Origin of the sequence: Gemmata palustris (assembly GCF_017939745.1) — a bacterium.
Lineage (GTDB): Bacteria > Planctomycetota > Planctomycetia > Gemmatales > Gemmataceae > Gemmata > Gemmata palustris.
Genome location: NZ_JAGKQQ010000001.1, coordinates 3,607,806 through 3,630,432 on the forward strand (window position 1 = coordinate 3,607,806; position 22,627 = coordinate 3,630,432).

Consider the following 22,627-nt stretch of genomic DNA (forward strand, 5'->3'; position numbering starts at 1 on the left):
CAACACCGCGTTAACTACAGCGCCCAAAGCTTACTCGTCGTCGCTCTCCCCGCCCCCGCTGCCGCCGCCCTTGGTGCTCATCAGCGAGTCGATCGCGACGGCCGCGCCGAGGATCAACATCTTCACCGTCGGCTGGTCCGCGAACTGCGGGGCGATCTGGACCGCGTAGGTGTCGGCTGAGGTGAACATCTCCTTCATCGCCCCGGCCCACTTCTTCGACACCTTCCCCATTTCCGTCTTCCCGTCCGGTTGGAAGAACGTGTACTCCGACTTCAGCATCTTACCGCGGATCTCCGCGACGTGCTTGCCGGCCCCGTCGTACACGTGGAACCCGCCGGCCAGACTGAATTTCTTCGCCTTGTACAGACCGATTACCGCTCCCTGCGAGTCCACCACCTCGACCTTCTTGAGGAGCAGGCCCCGGCGCCGCACGGTGAACACGAGCGAATCGTCCGGCTTCTCGCGGAACTCGATCTGCGTGGCCGGCGCTCCCAGTACCGTGCCCACGACCTTCGCGAGCGCGCTTGTAGACTGTTCGGCGGTGCCGACCACCGTGCCGTTCTCGTCAAGGATCTCGAACGAGGCGCGTGAGGAAAACGTCTTCACCCTCTGTTTGACGACCAGCGTCTCCCGTTCCAGCACGGAGCACTCCTCGAGTGGCGGGTGTTATCACGGGAGCCGGATCTCGGTTGAAGTTATAAACCAGCGCTCTCAAGGCTACCGGCGTTTCCGGGATCACAACGTGTCTTCACAACTGCTCGACAAGCGGGAAGTTCGCATCCGGCGCATGTTCGGCCAAATCGCGCCGTGGTACGACTTCCTGAACCACTTGCTTTCGTTGAACATTGACAAGCAGTGGCGGGACCGCACCGCGCGGCTCGTCCCGCCCGGACCCGCGGGCCTCGGTCCGGTTCTCGACCTCTGCACCGGCACGGGCGACCTCGCGCTCACTTACGACCGCGACGCCCGAGGCGCGGTGCCCGTCATCGGGGCCGATTTCGCCCATGAGATGCTGATTCTTGCGGCGAAGAAGGCCGAAAACGCCGGCGCAAGCGCCCGGGTGCGGTTCGTGGAGGCCGACGCCCAGGCGCTGCCGTTCGCCGACGACACGTTTCAGCTCGTCACGAACGCATTCGGCCTGCGGAACATCACCGACACCGATAAGGGGTTGGCCGAAATGGTCCGCGTGACGCGCCCGGGCGGGCGCGTCGCGGTGCTGGAGTTCTCGAAACCGCGCAACCCGATCCTGGGCCGACTCTACGGCTGGTACTTCCGTTATTTACTGCCGCTGGTGGGGCAACTGATCTCGCGCAGCGGCGAAAGCGCGTACCGCTACCTCCCCGCGAGCGTGCTGAAATTTCCCGACTACGACGCGCTCGCGGACAAGATGCGCGCGGCGGGATTGGGTGAGGTGAAGTACGTGCCGTTCACCTTCGGGGTCGCGACTCTGTATGTTGGTGTAAAGCCGGCGCGCGCCTGGGATGCCGGGCCGGGTGAACCGCGAGTGTGAGCGGGCCGCGCCCACCCGCCCCGTTACAATCACCAAAGACTCATGCCCGATTCATTCCACGACAAGCACCTTCTGGTTCGCGCGGCCCGCGGGGAGCGCGTCGAGCGGCCGCCGGTATGGGCCATGCGCCAGGCCGGGCGCTGGGATCCGGAGTTCCAAAAGATCCGCGCCGGCAAAACGTTCTACGAGTTCTCCGCGGACGTCGAGGCGTCCGCCCGGGCGTCCCTGTGCCCGCGGCGCTTCGGTGTAGACGCGATCATCCTCTTCTACGACATCACCACGCTGCCGCTCGCAATGGGCCTCCCGTTCGAGTTGCAGCCCGGCGCGGGACCGGTGCCGGACCGCCCGATCCGCACGCGCGCGGACCTCGACCGACTCGAGCCCCACCCACAGCCGGAGTCTTATGCACACATCCGCGCGCTACTCAAGCGCGTCAAGGACGAGTTGCAAGGCGATCTGCCGGTGCTAGTGTTCGCGGGGGCGCCGTTCACGGTCGCGACGTACTGCATCGGCACGGGCAAAGACATGGACGCGACCCGGCGCTTCGCCGCGGAAGAACCCGCCGTGTGGAACGGGCTACTCGAACGCCTCTCGGGGGCCACGGTCCGGTTCTTGCGCACGCTGATCGCCGACGGCGCGGACGCCTATCAGCTCTTCGACTCGTGGGCCGGCGGCTTGGCGCCGGACGAGTACGACCGCTGGGCGCACCCGTTCCACGCGGACATCATCACCCGTGCCACGGGCGTCCCGCGCATCCTCTTCGTGAAGGAAGGCCCGTACCTGGACCGGATGTGCGACTCGGGCGCGGAAGTCATCAGTTTGGGGAGCACTCACGATCTCGCCGCCGCGCGCCAGAAGTACCCCAACCTCGCGTTCCAGGGGAACGTCGATGAAGAGATCCTCCGCGGCGGCACCCCGGACCAAGTGCGCGACGCGGTGAAGGCGTGCCTCCGGGCCGGCGGCGGGGAGCGCCACATCATGAACCTGAACCACGGTGTGGACAAGGGTACGCCGGTCGCGAACTTCGAGGCCTACGTGAACGCGGCGCGAGCAGGGATGTAGGCGCCGACGCTTCTGGCATTCGTGCCCCCGGGCGGTTACAACGGAGTCACCTTTCCGCCCGGAGGCGGTCCATGCGATTTGCTGTGTCGTTGCTGCTGGCGCTGTCCGCGTTCACGGTGGTCGCCCCCGCCCAAGACCGGGAACCGACCAAAAACGAACTCCTGTTCGCAATCGAGAAGCAGCTCCAGGCCGCGAACGAAACTGCCGGGCCGTGCGTCGCGTGCGTGGTCGTATCGCGGAGCGAGAAGTACCCGAAACCGGCCAGCGCGAGCGACGTGCCGGGCACACTCGGTGCCTTCGACCCGGTGCAGTTCCGCAAAGACCAACCTCAAGCGAGCGCCGCACTCGCGAAATTACTCGATCTGTCGCGAACGGATAGCATCCCCGACCACGGCTTCGCGTGTGGCGTCATCATCGATAACAAGGGGCTCGTTCTCACCCCCTTTCACGTCGTTGAGGGCGCGACCAAGATCTACGTTCATTTATCCGGTGGCGTCGGGTCTTACGCCGATATTCACGCGGCTGATGCGTGCAACGACCTCGCGGCGCTGAGGCTCATCACCCCGCCCGCCGGGTTGAAAGCAATTAAATTCGCAGACGTGCGGCTCCCGCAGCGCGGTGGGCAACGGGGTAACGTCGCGGTCGGCAAGCTCACGGTTTTGGTCGCGAGCCCTTACGTGCCGAATTTCCCGATCAACAAGCCCAGTGTCGCGCTCGGCAGCGTGACGAACGTGCGCCACCACCTCCCCATTGAGGGGCTCGATCGGCAGCTCCGGCGGCTCGATAATTACTACTTGTACGGCCCGTTTCTGGAGCACGAGGCCAAATTGAATACGGGTATCAGCGGCGCCGCGCTCCTGAACCTTGATGGCGAAATGATCGGGCTGACGACGACCGCGCTGGTTCCGGGGGTCGGGGAGAAACAGCCCGAGTACGCGTTCCCCATGACCGACCAGCGCCTCCGCGTGATCGACGTCCTGCGGCGCGGGGAAGAGGTCGAAATCGGCTTCCTCGGTGTCTCACTGGATACGGCTTCGGAATCGGTCCGGGTGCGCGGCACCGTCCCGCTCGGTCCGGCCGCAAAAGCCGGCGTCCTCTCGAACGACGTCATCACACACGTCAACGGCGCGCCGGTCAAAAATTACGACGAGCTCTTGGGCCACATCGGGTCCGCGCTCGCCGGTACGAAAGTGACGCTCACCATTAACCACACGAGCGACGTCGCCCTCACCCTCGGTAAATGGCAGCACGCGCGCCCGGTGATCGCGTCCGTGCGCCCCGATCCTGTGTTCGGCCTGCGAGTCGATCACGACAGTATCCTCGCGCAAACCGTCGGTGAAAAAGCCCCAATCACCGCCCCCAAGAACGTCCCGTCGGGCGTATCGATCTACGAGGTCGCACCGAATTCACCCGCCGAGACCGCGTTCAAGAAGCTCGGCGACGAGCCGCAGAAGCGGTGGCTTATTACCCACATAAACGGGAAGGCCGTGACCAGCCCCGGCGAGTTCTACGCCGCCGCGAAGGGGCAAAAGGCCATCAAACTGACCGTTATCGACCCGACCGAAGCGAAGCGCCCGGAGCGCGAAGTGAGCTTCCCATGAAGTACGCCATCTGCAACGAAACGTTCGAGGGCTGGGAGCACGCCCGCGTCTGCGCCCGTGTCGCGGAACTGGGGTACACCGGGCTCGAAGTGGCACCGTTCACGCTGGCCCCGCGCATCACGGACGTGAGCACAACTCAGCGCGCCGAACTGCGCAAACAAGCCGAGGTCGAGGGCATACAGCTCATCGGGCTCCACTGGCTGCTCGCGAAAACGGAAGGCTTCCACCTCACTTCGCCCGACGCCGCAACCCGCAAGCGGACGGGCGAGTACCTCGCCGAGCTGTCGCACGCGGCGGCAGATATGGATGGTGATATCCTCGTACTCGGCTCGCCCTTCCAGCGCAACCTCGGCGAAGGGATCACGCGCGAGCAGGGCGAGGAGTTCGCTCTCGATACGCTAAAACACTGTCTCCCGGCACTGGAACGCGATCGCGTGTACCTGTGCCTCGAACCACTCACGCCGGCGGAAACGAACTTCATGACCACCGCGGCAGAGGGCGTCAGCCTCGCGCGGAAACTGGCGCACCCGTTCGTGAAACTGCACCTCGACGTGAAAGCGATGGCGGCGGAATCATCACCCACGCCGGACGTGATCCGCGCCAACCGCGAGTACATGCACCACTTCCACGCCAACGACCCGAACAAACGCGGACCGGGCTTCGGTAGTACCGACTTCAAGCCCATCTTCCAGGCACTCAAAGATGTGAACTACACCGGCTGGGTATCGGTCGAGGTATTCGACTACTCCCCCGACCCCGATACCATCGCCCGCGACAGCATCCGCTACATGCGCGAATGCGCGGGGTAGGAAGTTACGAAGAGCCGCAGAACAGAGAACAGCGGACAGAAGGCAGAACCGCGGATCACGCAGATTCCGCGGATCAGATGAGGAAACAATTTCTAGCCCCACTCGAGGCTAAATCTATGCTTTCTGCCCTACTGTCTTCCGCGTTCTGCTCTCTGATCTCTGCCTTCTGATTTCTGTTCTTTTTTGTGCCCTTTGTGCCTTTTTGTGGCCAATCTGCCTTCTGGCCTCTGATCTCTGTCTTCTGTTCTGATCCGCGCTATCTGCATGATCCGCGGTTCCGCCTCCGGCCTTTGGAAGAGACTTCTCATGCGATTCGCCTCCGCGCTGTGCGTGCTCCTCTCCTTCGCCCTTCACGCCTCCGCGGGCGAGTTCAGTGTGGGCTTCAGTGAAGTGGACGTCACGCCCGAGGTCGGGAAGAAACCGGTGTATCTCGCGGGGTTCGGCCAGAACCGCAAGGCGACGAAGGTCCACGACCCGATCACGGCGCGGGCCGTCGTGATGGGCGACGGCGACGAGAAAATCGCGTTCGTATCGGTCGACGTGATCGGGCTGTTCCTCCCGAGCGTCGAGCGAATCCGCGAGAAGGTGACCGGGTTCAAGTACATACTCGTTTCTGCGACCCACAACCACGAAGGTCCGGATACGCTCGGGCTTTGGGGGCCGACGCCGATTCAAACGGGAATCGACGCTGACTACCAGAAGAAAGTGGAAACGGGCTGCGCGAACGCGGTCAGGGCCGCAGACAAAGCCCGTACACCGGCCACCGTGCGCATCGGGAAGGCAAGTGCCCCCGAGTTGCTCCTCGACAACCGTAAGCCGGTCGTGAAGCACGACGAATTGGTGGTGTTGCAGTTTCGCGAGCCAAAGACCGACAAACCACTCGGCGTACTGGTGCAGTGGAACTGCCACCCGGAATCGCTCGATTCGCGAAACACGGAGGTCTCCGCGGACTTCATCTACTACACGGTGAAGCACTTGCGGGAGTCGCAAAAGTGCCCCGTCGCGTACTTCACCGGTACGGTTGGTGGGTTGATGACCACCTTGAAGTTGCCGATCAAAGACGAAAAGGGCAAGGAACTTGCCGACGGCACGTTCGAGAAAACGGAGCGCTACGGTCGGCTCGTGGGAGCGCTTGCAGAAAAGGCACTGAAGGATGCCGCACCCGTTACGCTGACGCCGTTCGCGATCCGCACACAGGAACTCTTGGTGCCGGTCGAGAACAACGTTTACCGGCTCGCATGGTCCTTCGGCACGCTCGACCGCACGATGTACTCCTGGGAAGGAACGCCCACACCGAAGAAGTTCGTTGCGACGAAAGACATCGCGAAGCCGGTCGCGGTCAAAACGGAAGTGGGGTACCTGAAGCTCGGTGAACTCGAAGTCGCAGCGATACCGGGCGAAATCTACCCCGAACTGGTGCTTGGGAAGGTCCAGAACCCGGCCGATCCCGGAGCGGATTTTCCCGACGCCCCCATCGAACCGGCGATCTATGAGCAGTTGAAGGGCAAGCACCGGATGCTGATCGGCCTCGCGAACGACGAGTTGGGGTACTTCATCCCGAAACGGCAGTGGGACGACAAGGCGCCGTTCTGCTACGGGCTGAAGAAGTCACAGTACGGCGAGATGAACAGCGTCGGTCCCGAGGCCGCTCCCATCATCTGCGGCGCGTTCAAGGAGTTGGTGAAGGGGAAGTAACGCGCTTCACCAGCATCGTCGCGTAGCTGCCGCGCGGGAGATCGAAACGGAGCACGAGTTTCCTGCGCCCCCGGTTCAGTTCATCCGCCTCCGCAGTGTGGCTCAGGTTCTCCGGGCGCACACTGGCGGCGCGATCCCCCTTCGAGAAGAACGGCTTCTGCATCCCCTTTACTTTCAGTTCCGCGAGCGTCAAACCCTCTGCTTTCAGCATCTCTTCGACGGTGGGCAACCACGGAGCATTGGCGTCGGGCTTCACGCGCGCGGAGGGGAGCGGAAGTGTGAGCGATTCCCACGCGGCGCGGTGCTCCTCCAACACGCGCACCGGCGCGGGCACGCGACCGAGCTTCAGTTCCACCGTAGTGAGATTCTCGGCGCCGAGCGTCGAAGTGAGCCACGCGGCCAGCATCTTGTTCCAGAGGTAGCTCTGGTACGCGGAGAGGTAAAGCCCCTGAAGTTCCGGCCGCAGTCGTGCGACGGCACCCTTGAAGTCGGTCGGGTGCGCGGCGAGGTAGCTGACCAAGCTGCGGGCGTGGCCCTTCGGGAGTTTGGCCTGGCACTCGGGCCACTTGCCCCAGAACTCGATGAGCGTGGCCTTTTCGCGCTTCGCGTCCGCGCGGTCGAACTCGTAGGGGGCCGCGAGCGCGAGCCACAGTGCGCGCTCGAACCGCCCGAACACCATCTCCTTCGCGACGAACTCTTCTGCCTCCCCGACCGAGCCGAACCGCTGATCGTCGAAGTAGTTCGGCAGCCCCGCGCCGGCGACTTCGCGGAGCGCCCCTTCCGCGTGGGTAACGGCACTCGCACTCAGGGAGCGGAGCGCGATCGTGAAGCGGTTCGCGCGGATGTTGGCCGCGGTAAACGGCTCCGCGCACTGACCGAGGTACGTGAGCGTCACGCGCTCGTGCGACAGGCTCCGCTTCGCCCCGCGGAACACGGTGATGTGCTGCGACGTCACCGCGTGCCGGTCCTTTAGCCCGCCGTAGCTCAATCGGCGGAGGTCGAGTTGCCAGCGCCGGCGGATCGCGGCGAGCGCATCCGGCGTGGTCCAACCGGTCTTGTCGAGCCGATAGAGAGCAAAGTCGCCCGCGTCCGCGGGCACGGTGTCGGTCAGTTCTTCGACCCGGAAGTCCTCCGGCTGCTGCTTCAGTTTCATGTGCTCATTGAAGCAGCGCGGCCACACCCGGACGAGCCTAATCTCATTTCAGGGGCTAACGAGCCGCGACCGCGAGGGAGCGGGAAGCACTCCCTGATGGCAACGGTTCCAGTGAAACGAGTGGGCGCCACCCGCTCCCTCGCGGTCGCGGCTCGTTCCGGAAACCGGACGAGCCTAATCACGGTTTCAACACAACGGCACCCGGAGCCGACGGTGCCGGTTGAGCGGTCACGCGGGCGCCGATCGCACGCACGGGACCGCGGTCGGAGAGGAAGCCCCACTCGCCGCCCGACTGTTGGTTCGGGGCGCGCCGGGCGACCGCATTGGGGTCGTTACGGTCCGGGATCATCTCCAGCGGCGGCTCACAGTTTTGAGTCGCGATATCGCTGAGTAGGTCGGTGATGACCGCCACCGTTGTTGGGTGCGCGGGTAGCCCGAAGTGGCTGGCGGTAGCCACCACGACCCGCCCGGAGTGCGGGACGCTCGCGGCACCCATTCCACTCGTGATGAGCAGCGTGCGGGCACCACACGGCTCCGCGGAGCAGCCCATCGGGTCGAGCAGCACGACGGCCTCAACCGGGATTCCCTTCGCGGCGAGGTCGCGGGAGAGCGAAACCGCGGTCGCGGCCCCGAGGTCGTAGCCGAGGAGCACGAACCGCGCGTCCGGGTCGTTGCGCCGAATGCAATCGATCTCCGACTTCACCCACCCCGCGTGACACAGTTCGCCCATACCCACTTTGGCGAAGCCGTTGTCACCGAGCTTCAACCGCAGCGCGTTCAGTCCGCAATCCGTGGACGGCGTGAGCCCGTGCATCATGAACACGTGGACTTCGTTCCGGCACTGCGTCGGGAGGTCGAAATCCGCACCGTTCTTCAGTGACTTCTCGTACCCCTTGGTGCAGCACAAAACGCACCCGGTGTTCGCCAGCACGGTTGCCAGGATCGCACCACTTACCCAGGAGCGCTTATTCATCACCGGTCCCTCGCGCTTGACTCTTCGGCTCTGCCTCTTCAGATCGGCAGAACTCGCGAGACCGCGAGAACCGTTGCAGCTTAACAAGTCGCAATATCACAGAACCGGCGCGGTTCGTTACGGTTACCGCAAATGGGTACTCTGGGTAACTAACTGATGGCGACCAGCTTACCCAATTTCACGGACTCGATTTCCCGGTGGCACAACACCAGCGCGTCCCGCGCCAGTTGCCCGCTCAACAGCGCCGGCTCCTTCCCCGTCGTTACGCCGGTCACCGCGGTTTGAAGTTCGTCCGAGAACGCCGAGAGCGCGTCGCCCCCGCCGGACAGCGCGGGTTGCGTAGACTTCCCGTCCGCTGTTAGCAGCGTCAGCGGAACGCCACCGGAGTCGTACAGCAGGGTCGCTTTCTCCAAATAGATCTCGTAGCCGTGAGCGAACGGGCGACCGCTCATGCTGACCGCCCCACTGGAACACGTCACCGCGGGACCGCCCGGACCGTAGAGGTACGACGTGGTGAGGTACGTCACCGCGTCACTCTCGACCGTGCCCACCGAGAACACGTGTTTGGGCACGCCGCACACGAGGCCGATGAAGTGCGTGTCGTGGATGTGCAGGTCAACGGCCGGTCCGCCGGTTTTCGCCGCGTCGCCGATGTCCGCGGACCAGTCCGGTTTCGCGATCACCCGTTTGAAGTGCGCCGCGACCACCTTCCCGTACTGCCCGCCGGAAATGACCTCGGCCGCGAACCGGAACTCCGGGAAGAACGGCAACACGTGCGCGACCATCAGGAGCTTGCCCGCGCTCTTCGCGGCGGCCACCATCGCGTCGGCGTCTTGTGGCGACAGCGCGATCGCCTTCTCGACGAGCACGTGCTTGCCGGCCCTGAGTGCCGCGAGCACGATCGGCGTGTGCTGGTCGGTGACCGTACACACGTCGATGAGATCGATGTCGGGGTCCGCGAGCATCTCGCTCAGTTCCGCGTAGGCTTTCACACCGCTCAGATCGACCTGCCCGGGTTCGGGACCGAAGTTCCCGCGCGTGTTGCGCCAGTCGCCCGCGCGCTTGGCCGCGTCGCGGCTGCAAATGGCCGTGACCTTCGCGCCCGTGAGGTGCTGACTCGCGAGGAAGTGAATCCGGCCCATGAACCCGATGCCGACGATACCGATGCGCACCATGTCGATGACTCTCCGGCGAAAGCGTGTGGCGTAGTTATCGAACAGCACGCGGCCAGAAGCAAGCGCGACGCCTCTGCGAACCAGCGATCAGCGGCGAATTCCGGGTGAATCCTCCGACCTCCCGGACCGGGACCGGCCCCGGGTAACATTCGCTAACATTTCTGGAGACCAAGCTCTGGTAGTAGAAATCCTCGGGAAAACGCAATTCGCCCACTGACATTGGGTAACATCTCTCCTGATTTCGCCCCTTTCAAGCACCGCAAACCCGTCGGTCGCGTCGTTTTTGGACGGGTTGCGCTACAAAATTTCACAGTTCCGGGGCTTGTAGTTCTGCGTCGAGCCGTCACGAAGTACGCACCCACATTTTGTCGCAGAAATCCTGTCGAGCACAGCTCGACGACCCGCCGCGCACGGTGCGTCACATACAGGCGAGACGCCCTCCCGCCACATAGTGGACAAATTATCAAAATTACTTCGGTTTAGCAATATCTTTCCCGACAAAATACGAACAAAATATCACGCCCTTCAAATCCGGCGTGAACCACCACCGCTACACTTTCCCGGACCGCTGTAGAGTGTGTACTGGTAGACTGTGTCGCGGCGTGCGCGGCCGGTGAGGTGTATATTCAGCGGCGGAGAGTTCAGGTGGGAGGTGCGACCGGCGCTCGTCGGGCTGACCCACATCCCCATCGCCCCATATGCCGAACCGGGCGCTGCACCTGACTGCGGGGGCGGGACCGATTTCTGAATCTTCACCGCTTTCTGCTGTCCCCGCAGCAGGTGAGCGTGGTGTTCGGCGGCGGGCGAGTTCCCATGCGGTCAATCGGCACATATCGGTTCAGCCCCGAAGTCCGCACGGGGTCGCACGGCCGGCGGGACGGCGGGAGCACCCGGTGGTGGCTGATCATCGACTGCGACCCGGACCTGGGGCGATACCTGCGGCACCTATTCACCGTCGGACACTACCGGACGCGGTCGCTGCAGCAACCGCTGTGGGGACCACATATCTCGGTGATTCGGGGGAACGAGCCGCCCGACCCAGCAGCATGGGGTCAGCTCGATGGGGCCGCAGTGGAGTTCGAGTACGACTCGGTAGTGCGGGAGACCGGCGGGTTCGTGTGGTGCCCGGTGGAGTGCCCAGAGGCACTGGCGGTCCGCGAGACGTTGGGCCTGCCGCGGTGCCCCGATCCACCGTTGCACCTGACTATCGGCAATTTCAACTACGGGGCGAGTGGTCGCGCCGAACCGGACGCTGCACCGGACCCGGCCACGTAAATTGTTTCCCGCCGCTCGCCGGTTGCTCGTGTAGGCTGGTTGGTATCCCGGGCCAGGCCGGTAGCCTGGTTGTTCGGCAACAGGAGGCAACAGGATGCGACCGGTGTACCTCCGGCATGACTACGAGCGGTGCCTGCTGTCGCTCAGCGGGCACGATTACCCAACCGATTACCGTTGGCTTCGGGCTCATGGGTTCCGCGGTTTCACTCCGTGGCACTGCCTGGACACCGCTGACCGGGCGACCGGACTGCGGCGGGAGTTCCTCGCCGAAGTCGATGGTGGGTCAATCCCGGTTCAAGATTTCCTTCCGTTCGCCGAAGCTCAACACATGGACGAGGTGGCCGGGTTCGTGGTCGCGAATGGGGCTGTCACCGTACAGGTGTGCGTAGCCCATCTGACATGGCGAGGTCGGGCCGAGTCGCCCGGTTGGCCATCGTACCAACTCTTCTCCAACATCTGGGAGTGGTTAACCAAGGTCTGCGCCGAGTCGCGTGAGTGGTGTTCGCCCCAGGAACTGGCGGACATGATCGCAAACGTCATGGATTAACGTCACGGATTGAGGAGCCGGGCCGAACCGGGCGCGGCACCGGACCGGCGAGAAGTGTAGCGATTTCGTGAATCAAAGGACCGTCCTGTCACTGGTTCTCGATGAGGGTCATTCGTGCGATCGCGCCTCGGGCCTCCTGCCACAGCAGTTCGACGAGTTCGCCCGCGGGTTTCTCTCGCGCCAGTCCCGCGCCCTGACCGGCCCACTGAGCGCCGTAGCCGTACTCGCCCGTCGACTTCGCCGCCGCGTGGAGCGCTTTCCCGGCGTCGTAAGCGATCGGGTAGTCCGGGACACCGTCGCGACCGAGTTCCTCGCCCAACGCAGTGAATCGGTTCGACAGCGAGCGGGCCGGGCGACCGGAAATGGCACTCGTCACGATAGTGGATCGGGTCGGGCGCTCGGTCATCGCCCGTCGGTAGCCGAGATCGGCCGCGGACTCCGGGCAGAGGACAAAGGCAGTCCCGAGTTGCGCGGCCTCTGCTCCCAGTGCGAGCGCGGCCGCGATCCCGGCCCCGTCCATGATCCCCCCGGCCGCAATAACCGGAAGCGAAAGGTTCGTGACGAGTAAGCGCGTGAGCGCCATCGTTCCGAGTCGCTCGTCCGGTGCGTGCGGATCAAACACCCCGCGGTGCCCGCCGGCCTCGTAACCCTGAGCGACCACGGCATCGATGCCGGCGTCACGGATCGCGTGCGCTTCGGCGAGGTTGGTGGCCGACGCCAGCAACCGGATGCCGGCCTGCTTCAGTGCGCGAATCCGGTCGGCCGACGGCAGCCCGAAATGGAAACTCACGACCGCGGGGCGCTCGGCGAGGAGCATCGCGAGCATTTCGTCGTCTTCGACGAAGCTCTTGTAGATCTCGCGCAACGCTCCAGGCGGTGTCGCGCCGAATCGGGTAAAGTGCGGCCCGAGTTGGGTGAGCCAGTCGGCCTCTCGTGCCGGATTCGAGACGGCGGGGGCGTGACAGAAGAGGTTCACGTTGAGTGGGCCGGCGGTTCGAGCGCGAACGGCCGCGATCATGGCCCGGGCGCCACCCGCGTCCACGTTCCCAACCCCGATCGAACCCAGCCCGCCCGCGTTCGACACGGCGGCGGCCATCTCCGGGGTCGAAACGCCGGCCATCGGAGCCTGAATGATCGGCAGACGGATTCCGAGCATTGACAGCAATTGGTTCACGGGATCTCCTCCGGAACGTGTACACCGGCGCCGTCAATCGGTCCCGAACGGGCCGCGTATCCCATCTCTTACCCGTATCTACACGGCGCGGCCGACTTATTTACCCACCCGGGTTGGCGGACGCGGAAATCGCGGGTAGAGTGAAAATCGAGTCGTTCGCGGTCGCACGAGCTAGCGCAAACTGCGGTGTTACGCCGCGGGTGGTTCTCAGTGCCGACCAGTTCAATTGTCCTCCTGGCCCGCTACTACAGATCAGCAGCATGCCGGGAGGCGTGCCGAAGGACGAAAGTAGCCGGCCGCGAACGGCTCACAGTCAATGCCCCGATCGCACCCGAAGTTAGCGGTTCCTGCGGCGCTACGCCGCGGACGAGTTCTGGTGCCCGACGGTTTCCGTTGAATGCCCGCTTGCTTCGCAGTGCTACGCATATGGGCATTCAACTGCGGTACGAAGCAAGTAGCCGGTGCGGTCGGGGCACCTTTTTGAGACACCCGCGCCGAGGGCGCACAGGGCTCCCGCCCTGTGCTACGGAAGACGGCCCCTCCGGGGCGAAGAGCAATACGTTCAATGCCTTTCCGCCGCGGAGCGGCCGGCGTTCGTAGCACAGGGCGGGAGCCCTGTGCGCTCTTGTGCTTCCTGAAACATCGGTTCCGCCGTCACTGGAGTTAGCGTTTTCTGCGGCGCTACGCCGCGGGTGGTTCGCAGTGCCGGTCAGCTCGATGTTTGACACGTGCGGACGCACAGGTTGCACGCACGTGCCAAACGATGCGACGGTAGGACAGTAGCCCGGCGGCGGAACCGATACTAATCGGGCGAACGGCCGGTGTGAGCCGGCCGGGGAACACCCGTCGCCCTTGCGGGCGAGGTTGTTGGTGAACCCCGCCCGCAAGGGCGACGGGTGGACGTACCGGACACGATCACCGAACCGAGTGGGGGCCGAACGACCCGCCGCTCTTGCGGGCGGGGTTCACCAACAACCAGCGTTTCGCGTCTGGTTGCCGCTCCACCGGCCGGCTCACACCGGCCGTTCGCCCAAGTCTCTTGGCGAACCGCGAGTGTTCACGAGCGGGTGGAGTGACCTCGCCCCCAATCGCGGCTTCTCACTTCTCGAAACTACTCGCACGTTCGGGGGTTCGATACACTTCGAGGAATCCGCCTCGCGTACTCGCGCCCGCTCCCGGAGTTGCACCCGTGCCGCTGTTGTTCGCCGTCACGATGTTCGTGAGCGCGTCGCTATTGTTCATGGTCCAGCCGATGGTCGCCAAGGCCGTTCTGCCGCTCCTGGGCGGCAGCCCGGCGGTGTGGAACGGGTGCATGGTGTTCTTCCAGGCGCTCCTGCTCCTGGGCTACCTGTACGCCGACCGCCTCACCCGGCGCACCAGCACGAGCGAGCAGTGGGCGATCCACCTCGTGGTGCTCGCGCTCCCCGTGATCGCGTTCGTGCTCGCCGCCCTGTTCAGCTCCAAACACACCCCGATCGCCGTGATCGAGGCGCTCGCGCCGAACGAGGGGTCCAGCCCGATCGTGAGCGTGCTGGCGATCCTCACGGTGGCGATCGGGATCCCGTTCTTCGTCTGCTCCACGACCGCGACACTGCTCCAGAAGTGGTTCACCTACACCGGGCACCCGTCCGCGCGCGACCCGTACTTTCTCTACGCCGCGAGCAACTTCGGCAGCCTGATCTCGCTGCTCGGCTACCCGTTCTTCATCGAGCCGTACATGGCGCAGGGCGCGCAGACGTGGTTCTGGGCCGTCGGGTTCATCGCGCTCGCCGGGCTGATCGCGCTCTGCGGAAAGGCTGCCGCGAACCCGCTCGGCGTCCCCCCGACCGCGAAAATCGTTGAAAAACCCGCCGCTCCCGTTACGGCGCGAGCCGCCGGCGAGCCGCCCCCGAGTTGGGCGCGCATGGCGAAGTGGACCGCACTGGCGTTCGTGCCGAGTAGTTTGATGCTCGGGGTCACGTTCCACATGACGACCGACATCGCGAGCATCCCGCTCCTGTGGGTCGGCCCGCTCGCGCTGTACCTCGTCACGTTCATTATCGCGTTCAGCCGCGTCCCCGCGTGGTTCCGCATCCTGATCGGGAACCTCGCGCCGGTGATGATCCTGCTGCTGGTGTTCCTGCTCATTTCGGGCGTGAACCCCGGCGTGGGGTTGAGCCTGCTGTTGCACCTGCTCACGTTCTTCGCTGCCGCCCTGATGTGCCACTACGAGCTCGCACGCGACCGACCGAGCCCGCAGCACCTCACGACGTACTTCCTCGTCATGTCGTTCGGGGGCGTGCTCGGGGGCATCTTCAACTCGCTCCTCGCGCCGATCCTCTTCACCGACGACTACGAGTACAAGCTCGTTCTGATCGTCTCGTGCCTCATGGTGCCGCGGTTGGCCGCGGAAGAAGAGGGCGATCCGAATTACAGCACCCGGCGCACGGGGCTCATACTGGACATCGTGATCCCGGGGCTGGTCGCGCTCGCGTTCTGGCAGTTGCAAAAGGCCGGCGGGTTTCAGACGTATGTCAACGCCGTCCGGGGCCTGGCCCGGTCCCTGGAAATCAGCGACAACACGATCCACGTCATCTTCTCGTTCGCGCTCCCGGTGATGGTCTGTTTCTTCTTCGTGGACCGCCCGCTGCGGTTCGCGCTCTGCGTGGGCGCGATCCTGGGCATCAGCGTGGCCCGCGAGAACAATCGCGACGTGGTGCGCACCGAGCGGAGCTTCTTCGGGATTCTGAAGATCGATAAGGAGGAGACGTACTTTGAGTCATCCTTCAAAGACCCGGACGGGAAGCCGATCTACGGGGGCGGGTTCGAGTACCTGCGTCTCGTCCACGGCACGACGCTGCACGGCACCCAGGCCAAGAAGCTGAGCAACCGCCCCAAAGACTTGCTGTTCATGTCCACGCTGGACCCGTGGAACAACATCGCGGTGACCGGGACGCTCACGAACTTCAACATGCGCGAAGAGCCGCTGACGTACTACCACCGTACCGGCCCCGTGGGTGCGATATTCAGCGAACTGCGCACGCGCAAGGGCGGGGCCGACGCCCGGTCGCACGTCGCGATGGTCGGGCTCGGCACCGGCAGCGTGTCGTGCTACGCGGTCAAGGGTCAGAAGCTCACCTTCTACGAAATCGACCCGGCCGTGAAGCGCCTGGTCGCGGACACGGACGAATACTTCACCTACGTCACGGACGCGCGGACCCGCGGCGCGGAGCTCGATTTCCGCCTCGGCGACGCCCGGCTCAAATTGAAAGAGGACGTGGACCGTAAGTATTCGCTGTTGCTCGTGGATGCGTTCAGCTCGGACTCGATCCCCGTTCACCTGCTGACCACCGAGGCCGTGCAACTGTACCTGGACCGGCTCACCGACGACGGCATCCTCGCGCTGCACATCTCCAACAAGTACGTGAAGTTGGAGCCGGTCGTCGCCGCGATCGCCGAGAAGCACAACCTCGTGGCCCGGGTGTGGGCCGACGACGCGGAGGGGCGCCCGGGGAAGACCGGTTCGAGCTGGGTGGTCCTGGCCCGGAAGACCGAAGACCTGGGAGACCGGATCGGCTCGCCGCTCGCGGAACTGGTCGACACCTACGGGAGCGGCGCCCAACTGGTCCGCGTCCTGCGGGTCATCTATCCCGAACTCGGCCCGATCCTCGACCGCTCCCCGCTCAAGCAGCAGGACGTGGTGCTCGAGTACCTCGACAAGCGGACCGATGCGCAGTCGCAGCAGTACGCGGCCCTGGTCCGCAAGCACACGGCGTTCGCCACGACGATGACCGTGCTGCAAGAGGAAACCGGGTTCGGGTTCCGCTCGGTGGAACTGAACCCCGACGTGCCCGCGTGGACCGATGACTTCGCCGACGTGATGCGGGTGATGATGATCCCGGAGCTTCAAGCGGTCCGCAAATTCTTCGGGCTCAAGACGCCGGTGGAACGGTGACGGTGGTGGGCGTCATCGGAGCGAGTGCGCGGTCTGCGGTCCATTCGCTCGCCCGCGCCGGTTTTCGCGCGTGGGCGGTCGATCAGTTCGCCGACCGCGACCTGAAGCGCGTCGCCGCGTGCGCGGTCTGCCCGCACGACCGCTACCCCGACGCGCTGCCGGAGCTCGCAGCGCAATTCCCGCCCGGCCCGGTCCTCTACACCGGCGGCCTCGAAAACCATCCGCACATCGTCGCGGAGATCGCACGCACGCGCGAACTTTGGGGCAACCCGCCCGAAGTTCTCGCGCGCGTCCGCGATCCGTTCGCGCTGTCCGTGGCTCTCACGGCGGCCGGCTTTGCGGTACCCCGACTCATCCCATCCAGCGAACCGTGTCCATCGGAAGGGCGCTGGCTCCGCAAGCCATTACACTCGGGCGGCGGGCTCGGTATTCGCTTCGCCCAACCGGGCGAACCCTCATCACCACACCACTACTTCCAGGAATTCATCGACGGCCCGGCACTATCTGCCATCTACACCGACGGCGAACTAATCGGCGTCACGCAGCAGCTCATCGGCGAACCGTGGCTGCACGCGGCGCCATTCGCGTATTGCGGGAATATCGGCCCGATCACCATCGATTCGCAGGCGGTAAGCGTAATCGCGCGCCTCGGTAACGTGCTCGCCACTGAGATGGAGTTACGCGGCACCTGGGGGTTGGACTTCATTCTTGCAGGGGCCGTGCCCTTCCCACTCGAAGTGAACCCGCGCTACACGGCCGCGGTCGAGGTGCTGGAGTGGGGGCAACCTACCCCCCCGGCCCCCCTCCCTGAAGGGAAGAGACAAAGACAACCTACCCCCCCGTCCCCCCTCCCTGAAGGGAAGGGGGAGAAAGAATTGTCGGCCGACACAGACTCAAGCACAGCGATAGCGATATCGCGTGCCTGCTCCCCCTTCCCTTTAGGGAGGGGGGCGGGGGGGGTAGGTTGTCTTGGATTTTCTCCCTTCCCTAGCAGGGGGAACCCGCAGGGGGAACCCGCAGGGGGTTCCCCCTCACCAGGAGCGAGGGGGGACGGGGGGGTAGGTTCGCCCACCATCGGCAAAGCGATCTACTACGCCCCCCGCGCGATCACGTTCCCTCCCCGGGGGTCGTGGGACGCGGACCTCGCGGGCGTGTTCGATCCCTGGCGCGTGCCGGGCTTCGCGGACATCCCCGAACCGGGCAGCGCAATCGAAACGGGCTGGCCCGTGCTCACATTCTTTGTGACCGGAAGCACACCCGCCGAGGTCCGCAAGCGGCTACAATCACGCGCGATGGAACTCGATCGCCTCTTCGCGGAGCACTCTCCATGACACTCAACGAACGCGCCCAACTCATCGCCGACGAAGTCGAACGCAACGCCGTCCGGCTGCGCGTGCATGTGACGAAAGTTGCTGGCGCGCGCGTGATCGATTGCGGCGGCGCGGTTCAAGGGAGCCTCGCGGCCGGGTTGCTGCTCGCGCGGGCGTGCCTCGCGGACGCGGGCGAGGTCGCCTACGTCCCCTACCCGGTGCCCGAGATCGGTGGCCCCGCGGTCCAGGTGACCACGGACGATCCGGTGCGTGCGTGTCTCGCGTCACAGTACGCGGGCTGGCAGGTGACCGCGGGCAAGTTCTTCGCGATGGGGTCCGGCCCGATGCGGGCACTCGCGGCCCGCGAAGAAATCTTCCAACACATCTCGGCGAAGGAAGAATCCCCGTTCGCGGTCGGCGTGCTGGAAACGCACAAGCACCCGACCGAGGACGTGATCGCGACCATTGTCGCGAAGTTGCCGCTGGTCGCGGAACACCTCACGCTACTCGTTGCGCCCACCACCAGCATCGCGGGCACGACGCAGATCGTCGCGCGATCGGTTGAAACGGCCCTGCACAAGCTCCACGAACTGAAGTTCGACGTGAACCAGGTCGTCAGCGGGTACGGCATCGCCCCGCTCCCGCCGGTCGCGACCGACTTCGTTCAGGCCATCGGGCGCACGAACGACGCGATTCTCTACGGCGCGAAGGTCGTGCTCTGGGTGCGAGCGGACGACGAGATGCTCGAACACATCGGCCCCAAAGTGCCCTCGTCCGCGTCAAAGGACCACGGGAGCCCGTTCGCGGAGGTGTTCGCGCGCTACAACGGCGACTTCTACAAGATCGATCCGCTATTGTTCTCACCCGCCGAGATCGAGTTCCGAAACCTGAAGACCGGGCGCTGTCACCGGTTCGGCCGAATCGAGCCCGAGCTGTTGCGCAAGTCGTTCGGGTACAGCGAATGAAGATCGCCATCCTCTCCGGCGGAACCGGCTGGCACGTTCAGGATCTCGTGCGCGCTGCGGGCGAACTCGGGCACGACGCGCGCCCCCTCGACTTCCGCGGATTGTCCGCGGGCGTGAATTGCGCGAGCGATGCGCTCGCGACGTTCGACGCGGTACTCGTGCGCACGATGCCGGCTGGGTCGCTTGAGCAGGTCGTGTTGCGGATGGACCTGTTACACGAGGCCGCAGCGCGCGGAATGCCCGTACTGAACCCGCCGCGCGCGATAGAAGTGTGTGTGGACAAGTACCTGACGACGGCCCGCCTCGCTCGCGCTGGCATCGCGACTCCCCCCACCGCCGTGTGCCAAAAGAGCGACGACGCGATGACCTGTTTCGCGGACCTGGGTGGTGACGTGGTGCTGAAACCGCTGTTCGGGTCCGAGGGGCGCGGGATGTGTCGCATCACCGACCCCGAAACCGCGTGGCGCACGTTCCGCGTGCTGGAACAAACGGGCCAGGTGATTTACCTTCAGCAGTTCGTCCGGCACCCCGGGCGAGACTTCCGCGCGTTCGTCATCGGCGACCGCGTGGTCGCGTCGATGCGCCGAACGGCCGTCAACGACTGGCGCACGAACGTGGCCCAGGGCGGCACCGCCGAACCGGTCGTGCTGAGCGCCAGCGATACGGCGCTCGCGCTGCGTGCGGCGGAAGTGGTTGGTTGCCCGATCGCGGGCGTGGATTTACTCCCCGGTCCCAACGGCGAAATGTTCGTGATTGAAGTGAACGCGGTCCCCGGCTGGAAGGCCCTCGCGCCGACGTGCGGGGTGGACGTCGCGAAGGAAGTCGTGCGGTTCCTGGCGGAGGGCACGTGAGATGGGCGTGTACGACCGCACACGGATAGAAATTTCCGTTCACACGGCCTGCGTCTGGGAGGCCACCAGCCGGAAGATTGGTAACGTCCACCGGTTCGCGGATTTCGCCGATACGAGCTACCTCGATTTCGTCCTGTCCGCCGGCGCGATCATGGGTGTTTTTGGAAACGCTCCGAGCACCCGGTGCGTCGGGGAGACGATCAATTTCGCCGTAAGGCACGTGCGCGAAGCCGTTGGGACCAACACCAACTTGGGGATCATTCTCCTCCTCGCGCCGCTGGCATCGACCTGGGAAGCGACACACGTACCGGCGGGGCGCGCGGAACTCGCGCGGGTTCTCGCGAAACTCTCGATCGAAGATGCGCGACACGTCTACGAGGCCATCCGCATCGCGAAGCCCGGTGGATTGGGCGACGCGCCCGAACAAGACGTCCGCGACGAGCCCACGGTCACGCTGCTCGAAGCGATGAAACTGGCCGCGGACCGCGACATGGTCGCGCGGCAGTACGCGAACGACTTCGCGGACGTGTTCGACTTCGGCGTGCCCGCGTTCCTGGACGCGCTCGCGCGGTTCGGCAGCGTCGAAGAGGCCATCATCGATTCGCAACTGCGGTGGCTCGCGCAGTACCCGGATTCGCTGATCGCACGTAAAAACGGCCCCGCGGTCGCCGAAGACGTGCAAAAGCGGGCGGCAGAAGTGCTGCGTGTGGGTGGGATCGCCACCCCGGAGGGGCGCGCTGTGGGGGTGGCCCTCGACAAGCACTTGCGCAGCGACGGCAATAAGCTGAACCCCGGCACAACGGCCGACCTGATTACGGCGTGCCTGTTCGTCGCGTTGCGGGAGAATAAGGTGACTCCCTCCGCCCCGTTCCGGTGGCACGTTCCGGATTGGTTGTAATCATGCCGAGCGAGCGCTTCAAAGTCCGCGTTACGAAAGACCACCTGACGTTCTGCTGCGGGCACTTCATCAGCTACCGCGGGCACCAGTGCGAGCGGCTCCACGGCCACAACTATCGCACCGCGGTGGAGGTCGAGGGGGTGCTGCAAGAGGACTACTACGTCTTCGACTTCATCGCCCTCAAAAAGCGCACGAAGGAAATTACCGACGAACTCGATCACCACATGCTACTCGCCACGCGCAACCCGGTCATCGCGGTCGACGACACGCCCCGGTGCGTGCGCGTGAAATACGAGGACCGCGAGTGGCAGTTCCCGCGCGGCGACTGTATCCTGCTCCCCATCGAGAACACTACCGCCGAACTGCTCGCGCGATACATCGCCGGGCGCCTCTGGGAATCACTCCGAACCAACGAGAACTTCACGCCGGAAGTGCTGCGGGTCGAGGTCGAAGAGGCCCCCGGGCAGTCCGCAACGGTCGAGTGGCGTGCGTGAACCCGGCCCCCGGCGGCTTCACCTAAACCACCCGGATTGGCACCAACCTAATTTCTCTAACCTGGCGCTTGCGGAACGCTCTTGCAACCGTCACAATTCGGCCAACCGGTGCGGAGCGCCGGGACGTCTCCATTTACTCGCGACGGAGAGACACGGAACGGACGCCGCAAACCTTGGTACGGGACCACTATTATGAACCGTCCACTCGGGCGCCGTGATTTCTTGCACACCACCGCGGCCGTGACCGCCACCGCGGTCACCGGGTCGTACCTCTTCTCGGCCGAGCAGAAGAAGCCGAAACTGAAAAAGGCCGTGAAGTACGGCATGATTCAGCTCAAGGGGACGCACCAGGAGCGGCTCGAACTCGCCAAGAAGTGCGGGTTCCTGGGGGTAGAAATCGACAGCCCGGGAACGACCAAGCTCGACGAACTGGTGAAAGCGAGCAAGGACACCGGCGTCGCGGTCCACGGCGTCATCGACTCGGTCCACTGGACCGACACGCTCTCCAGCCCGGACGAGAAGGTCCGCGCGAAGGGGCTGGAAGCGCTCAAGGGCGCGCTCGAAGACGCGAAGACCGTCGGCGCGGACACGGTGCTGCTCGTGCCCGGCGTGGTCAACAAAGAGGTGAACTACGAGCAGTGCTACGAGCGCTCCCAGGCCGAAGTGCGGAAGGTGCTGCCGCTCGCCGAAAAGCTGAAGGTGAAGATCGCGATCGAGGTCGTGTGGAACAACTTCATCACGAAGCCCGAGCAGCTCGTTCAGTACGTCGACGACTTCAAGAGCGAGTTCGTCGGCGCGTACTTCGACTGCTCGAACATGGTCAAGTACGGCGTCCCGTCCGCGGACTGGATTCGGAAGCTCGGTAAGCGGATGCTCAAGTTCGACTTCAAGGGCTACAGCAAGACCAAGCAGTGGGTCGCGATCGGCGAGGGCGACGAGGACTGGCCCGAGATCCTGAAGGCGCTCGCCGAGATCGGCTACAACGGCTGGGCCACGTCCGAGGTCGGCGGGGGCGGCGAGGAGCACCTCAAGAAGGTCTCCGCGCAAATGGACAAAGTCCTGGGTCTTTGATCTAGCACAAGAGCGCACAGGGCTTCCGCCCTGTGCTACGAACGCCGGCCGCTCCGCGGCGTGAAAGGCATTGAATGTACTAGTCTTCGCCCCGGAGGGGCCGTTCTGACGTAGCACAGGGCGGAAGCCC

At 64.7% G+C, this 22,627-nt stretch carries 19 protein-coding genes; 14 read left to right on the forward strand and 5 right to left on the reverse strand.

From position 1 onward, the window contains the following. Nucleotides 1–30: 30 nt before the first annotated feature. On the reverse strand, nucleotides 31–642 hold the full coding sequence (locus J8F10_RS14800) for a phospholipid scramblase-related protein (RefSeq protein ID WP_210654769.1): 612 nt from the start codon (nucleotides 640–642) through the stop codon (nucleotides 31–33). A 100-nt stretch (nucleotides 643–742) separates the two neighbouring features. Here J8F10_RS14800 and ubiE point away from each other — a divergent pair, with 100 nt between their 5' ends. From ubiE to J8F10_RS14825, 5 genes are all read left to right on the forward strand, one after another. Further along, on the forward strand, nucleotides 743–1,510 hold the full coding sequence (ubiE, locus tag J8F10_RS14805) for a bifunctional demethylmenaquinone methyltransferase/2-methoxy-6-polyprenyl-1,4-benzoquinol methylase UbiE (RefSeq protein ID WP_210654771.1): 768 nt from the start codon (nucleotides 743–745) through the stop codon (nucleotides 1,508–1,510). A 42-nt stretch (nucleotides 1,511–1,552) separates the two neighbouring features. After that, on the forward strand, nucleotides 1,553–2,572 hold the full coding sequence (locus J8F10_RS14810) for a uroporphyrinogen decarboxylase family protein (RefSeq protein WP_210654773.1): 1,020 nt from the start codon (nucleotides 1,553–1,555) through the stop codon (nucleotides 2,570–2,572). A 71-nt stretch (nucleotides 2,573–2,643) separates the two neighbouring features. After that, nucleotides 2,644–4,173 carry a PDZ domain-containing protein gene (locus tag J8F10_RS14815; protein ID WP_210654775.1) on the forward strand — a complete coding sequence of 510 codons (1,530 nt, stop codon included), beginning with the start codon at nucleotides 2,644–2,646 and terminating at the stop codon, nucleotides 4,171–4,173. Then, a complete protein-coding gene (locus J8F10_RS14820) occupies nucleotides 4,170–4,982 on the forward strand; it encodes a sugar phosphate isomerase/epimerase family protein (RefSeq protein WP_210654777.1) in 813 nt (270 codons plus the stop codon). The genes J8F10_RS14815 and J8F10_RS14820 overlap by 4 nt, the downstream gene beginning before the upstream one ends. Before the next feature lie 306 nt (nucleotides 4,983–5,288). Further along, entirely contained in the window at nucleotides 5,289–6,677 is a 1,389-nt protein-coding gene (locus J8F10_RS14825; RefSeq protein WP_210654779.1) for a neutral/alkaline non-lysosomal ceramidase N-terminal domain-containing protein, read from the forward strand. On the opposite strand, the gene truD is transcribed toward J8F10_RS14825, so the two are convergent. From truD to J8F10_RS14840, 3 genes are all read right to left on the reverse strand, one after another. Further along, nucleotides 6,652–7,830, reverse strand: a complete 1,179-nt coding sequence (gene truD / locus J8F10_RS14830; RefSeq protein WP_210654781.1) for a tRNA pseudouridine(13) synthase TruD — start codon at nucleotides 7,828–7,830, stop codon at nucleotides 6,652–6,654. The two genes, J8F10_RS14825 and truD, sit on opposite strands and share 26 nt — an antisense overlap. Nucleotides 7,831–8,008: 178 nt before the next feature. Beyond that, nucleotides 8,009–8,803, reverse strand: a complete 795-nt coding sequence (locus J8F10_RS14835) for a hypothetical protein (RefSeq protein ID WP_210654783.1) — start codon at nucleotides 8,801–8,803, stop codon at nucleotides 8,009–8,011. 149 nt (nucleotides 8,804–8,952) lie between these two features. Continuing rightward, nucleotides 8,953–9,978 carry a Gfo/Idh/MocA family protein gene (locus J8F10_RS14840; protein WP_210654785.1) on the reverse strand — a complete coding sequence of 342 codons (1,026 nt, stop codon included), beginning with the start codon at nucleotides 9,976–9,978 and terminating at the stop codon, nucleotides 8,953–8,955. Between the two features lie 813 nt (nucleotides 9,979–10,791). On the opposite strand from J8F10_RS14840, the gene J8F10_RS14845 reads away from it, so the two are divergent. Together J8F10_RS14845 and J8F10_RS14850 are read left to right on the forward strand one after the other, a co-directional pair. Then, nucleotides 10,792–11,253 carry a hypothetical protein gene (locus tag J8F10_RS14845; RefSeq protein ID WP_210654788.1) on the forward strand — a complete coding sequence of 154 codons (462 nt, stop codon included), beginning with the start codon at nucleotides 10,792–10,794 and terminating at the stop codon, nucleotides 11,251–11,253. A 94-nt stretch (nucleotides 11,254–11,347) separates the two neighbouring features. Further along, entirely contained in the window at nucleotides 11,348–11,800 is a 453-nt protein-coding gene (locus J8F10_RS14850) for a hypothetical protein (RefSeq protein WP_210654790.1), read from the forward strand. 88 nt (nucleotides 11,801–11,888) lie between these two features. On the opposite strand, the gene J8F10_RS14855 is transcribed toward J8F10_RS14850, so the two are convergent. After that, nucleotides 11,889–12,956, reverse strand: coding sequence for an NAD(P)H-dependent flavin oxidoreductase (locus J8F10_RS14855; RefSeq protein ID WP_246524277.1), 1,068 nt, complete (start codon nucleotides 12,954–12,956; stop codon nucleotides 11,889–11,891). Nucleotides 12,957–14,163: 1,207 nt separating this feature from the next. On the opposite strand from J8F10_RS14855, the gene J8F10_RS14860 reads away from it, so the two are divergent. From J8F10_RS14860 to J8F10_RS14890, 7 genes are all read left to right on the forward strand, one after another. Continuing rightward, nucleotides 14,164–16,908: a fused MFS/spermidine synthase gene (locus J8F10_RS14860; RefSeq protein ID WP_210654793.1), complete on the forward strand. Its 2,745-nt coding sequence runs from the start codon at nucleotides 14,164–14,166 to the stop codon at nucleotides 16,906–16,908. Nucleotides 16,909–16,910: 2 nt separating this feature from the next. Next, nucleotides 16,911–18,239, forward strand: coding sequence for an ATP-grasp domain-containing protein (locus J8F10_RS14865; protein WP_210654795.1), 1,329 nt, complete (start codon nucleotides 16,911–16,913; stop codon nucleotides 18,237–18,239). Beyond that, nucleotides 18,236–19,183: a methenyltetrahydromethanopterin cyclohydrolase gene (mch, locus tag J8F10_RS14870; RefSeq protein ID WP_210654797.1), complete on the forward strand. Its 948-nt coding sequence runs from the start codon at nucleotides 18,236–18,238 to the stop codon at nucleotides 19,181–19,183. Before J8F10_RS14865 ends, mch begins: the two co-directional genes overlap by 4 nt. Then, nucleotides 19,180–20,034 carry an ATP-grasp domain-containing protein gene (locus J8F10_RS14875; protein WP_210654799.1) on the forward strand — a complete coding sequence of 285 codons (855 nt, stop codon included), beginning with the start codon at nucleotides 19,180–19,182 and terminating at the stop codon, nucleotides 20,032–20,034. The genes mch and J8F10_RS14875 overlap by 4 nt, the downstream gene beginning before the upstream one ends. 7 nt (nucleotides 20,035–20,041) lie before the next feature. Further along, nucleotides 20,042–20,932, forward strand: a complete 891-nt coding sequence (locus tag J8F10_RS14880) for a triphosphoribosyl-dephospho-CoA synthase (protein WP_210654801.1) — start codon at nucleotides 20,042–20,044, stop codon at nucleotides 20,930–20,932. 2 nt (nucleotides 20,933–20,934) lie between these two features. Continuing rightward, entirely contained in the window at nucleotides 20,935–21,426 is a 492-nt protein-coding gene (locus tag J8F10_RS14885; protein ID WP_052559687.1) for a 6-pyruvoyl trahydropterin synthase family protein, read from the forward strand. Nucleotides 21,427–21,618: 192 nt separating this feature from the next. Beyond that, on the forward strand, nucleotides 21,619–22,497 hold the full coding sequence (locus J8F10_RS14890; RefSeq protein WP_210654803.1) for a sugar phosphate isomerase/epimerase family protein: 879 nt from the start codon (nucleotides 21,619–21,621) through the stop codon (nucleotides 22,495–22,497). The last annotated feature ends 130 nt before the right edge of the window (nucleotides 22,498–22,627 follow it).

Coding starts and splice junctions, on each gene's coding strand:
- J8F10_RS14845 (WP_210654788.1), top strand. CDS start 10,792: ATGCGGTCAATCGGCACATATCGGTTCAGCCCCGAAGTCCGCACGGGG.
- J8F10_RS14825 (WP_210654779.1), top strand. CDS start 5,289: ATGCGATTCGCCTCCGCGCTGTGCGTGCTCCTCTCCTTCGCCCTTCAC.
- J8F10_RS14885 (WP_052559687.1), top strand. CDS start 20,935: ATGCCGAGCGAGCGCTTCAAAGTCCGCGTTACGAAAGACCACCTGACG.
- mch (WP_210654797.1), top strand. CDS start 18,236: ATGACACTCAACGAACGCGCCCAACTCATCGCCGACGAAGTCGAACGC.
- J8F10_RS14850 (WP_210654790.1), top strand. CDS start 11,348: ATGCGACCGGTGTACCTCCGGCATGACTACGAGCGGTGCCTGCTGTCG.
- J8F10_RS14855 (WP_246524277.1), bottom strand. CDS start 12,956: ATGCTCGGAATCCGTCTGCCGATCATTCAGGCTCCGATGGCCGGCGTT.
- J8F10_RS14820 (WP_210654777.1), top strand. CDS start 4,170: ATGAAGTACGCCATCTGCAACGAAACGTTCGAGGGCTGGGAGCACGCC.
- J8F10_RS14875 (WP_210654799.1), top strand. CDS start 19,180: ATGAAGATCGCCATCCTCTCCGGCGGAACCGGCTGGCACGTTCAGGAT.
- J8F10_RS14815 (WP_210654775.1), top strand. CDS start 2,644: ATGCGATTTGCTGTGTCGTTGCTGCTGGCGCTGTCCGCGTTCACGGTG.
- truD (WP_210654781.1), bottom strand. CDS start 7,830: ATGAAACTGAAGCAGCAGCCGGAGGACTTCCGGGTCGAAGAACTGACC.
- J8F10_RS14810 (WP_210654773.1), top strand. CDS start 1,553: ATGCCCGATTCATTCCACGACAAGCACCTTCTGGTTCGCGCGGCCCGC.
- J8F10_RS14835 (WP_210654783.1), bottom strand. CDS start 8,803: ATGAATAAGCGCTCCTGGGTAAGTGGTGCGATCCTGGCAACCGTGCTG.
- J8F10_RS14890 (WP_210654803.1), top strand. CDS start 21,619: ATGAACCGTCCACTCGGGCGCCGTGATTTCTTGCACACCACCGCGGCC.
- J8F10_RS14840 (WP_210654785.1), bottom strand. CDS start 9,978: ATGGTGCGCATCGGTATCGTCGGCATCGGGTTCATGGGCCGGATTCAC.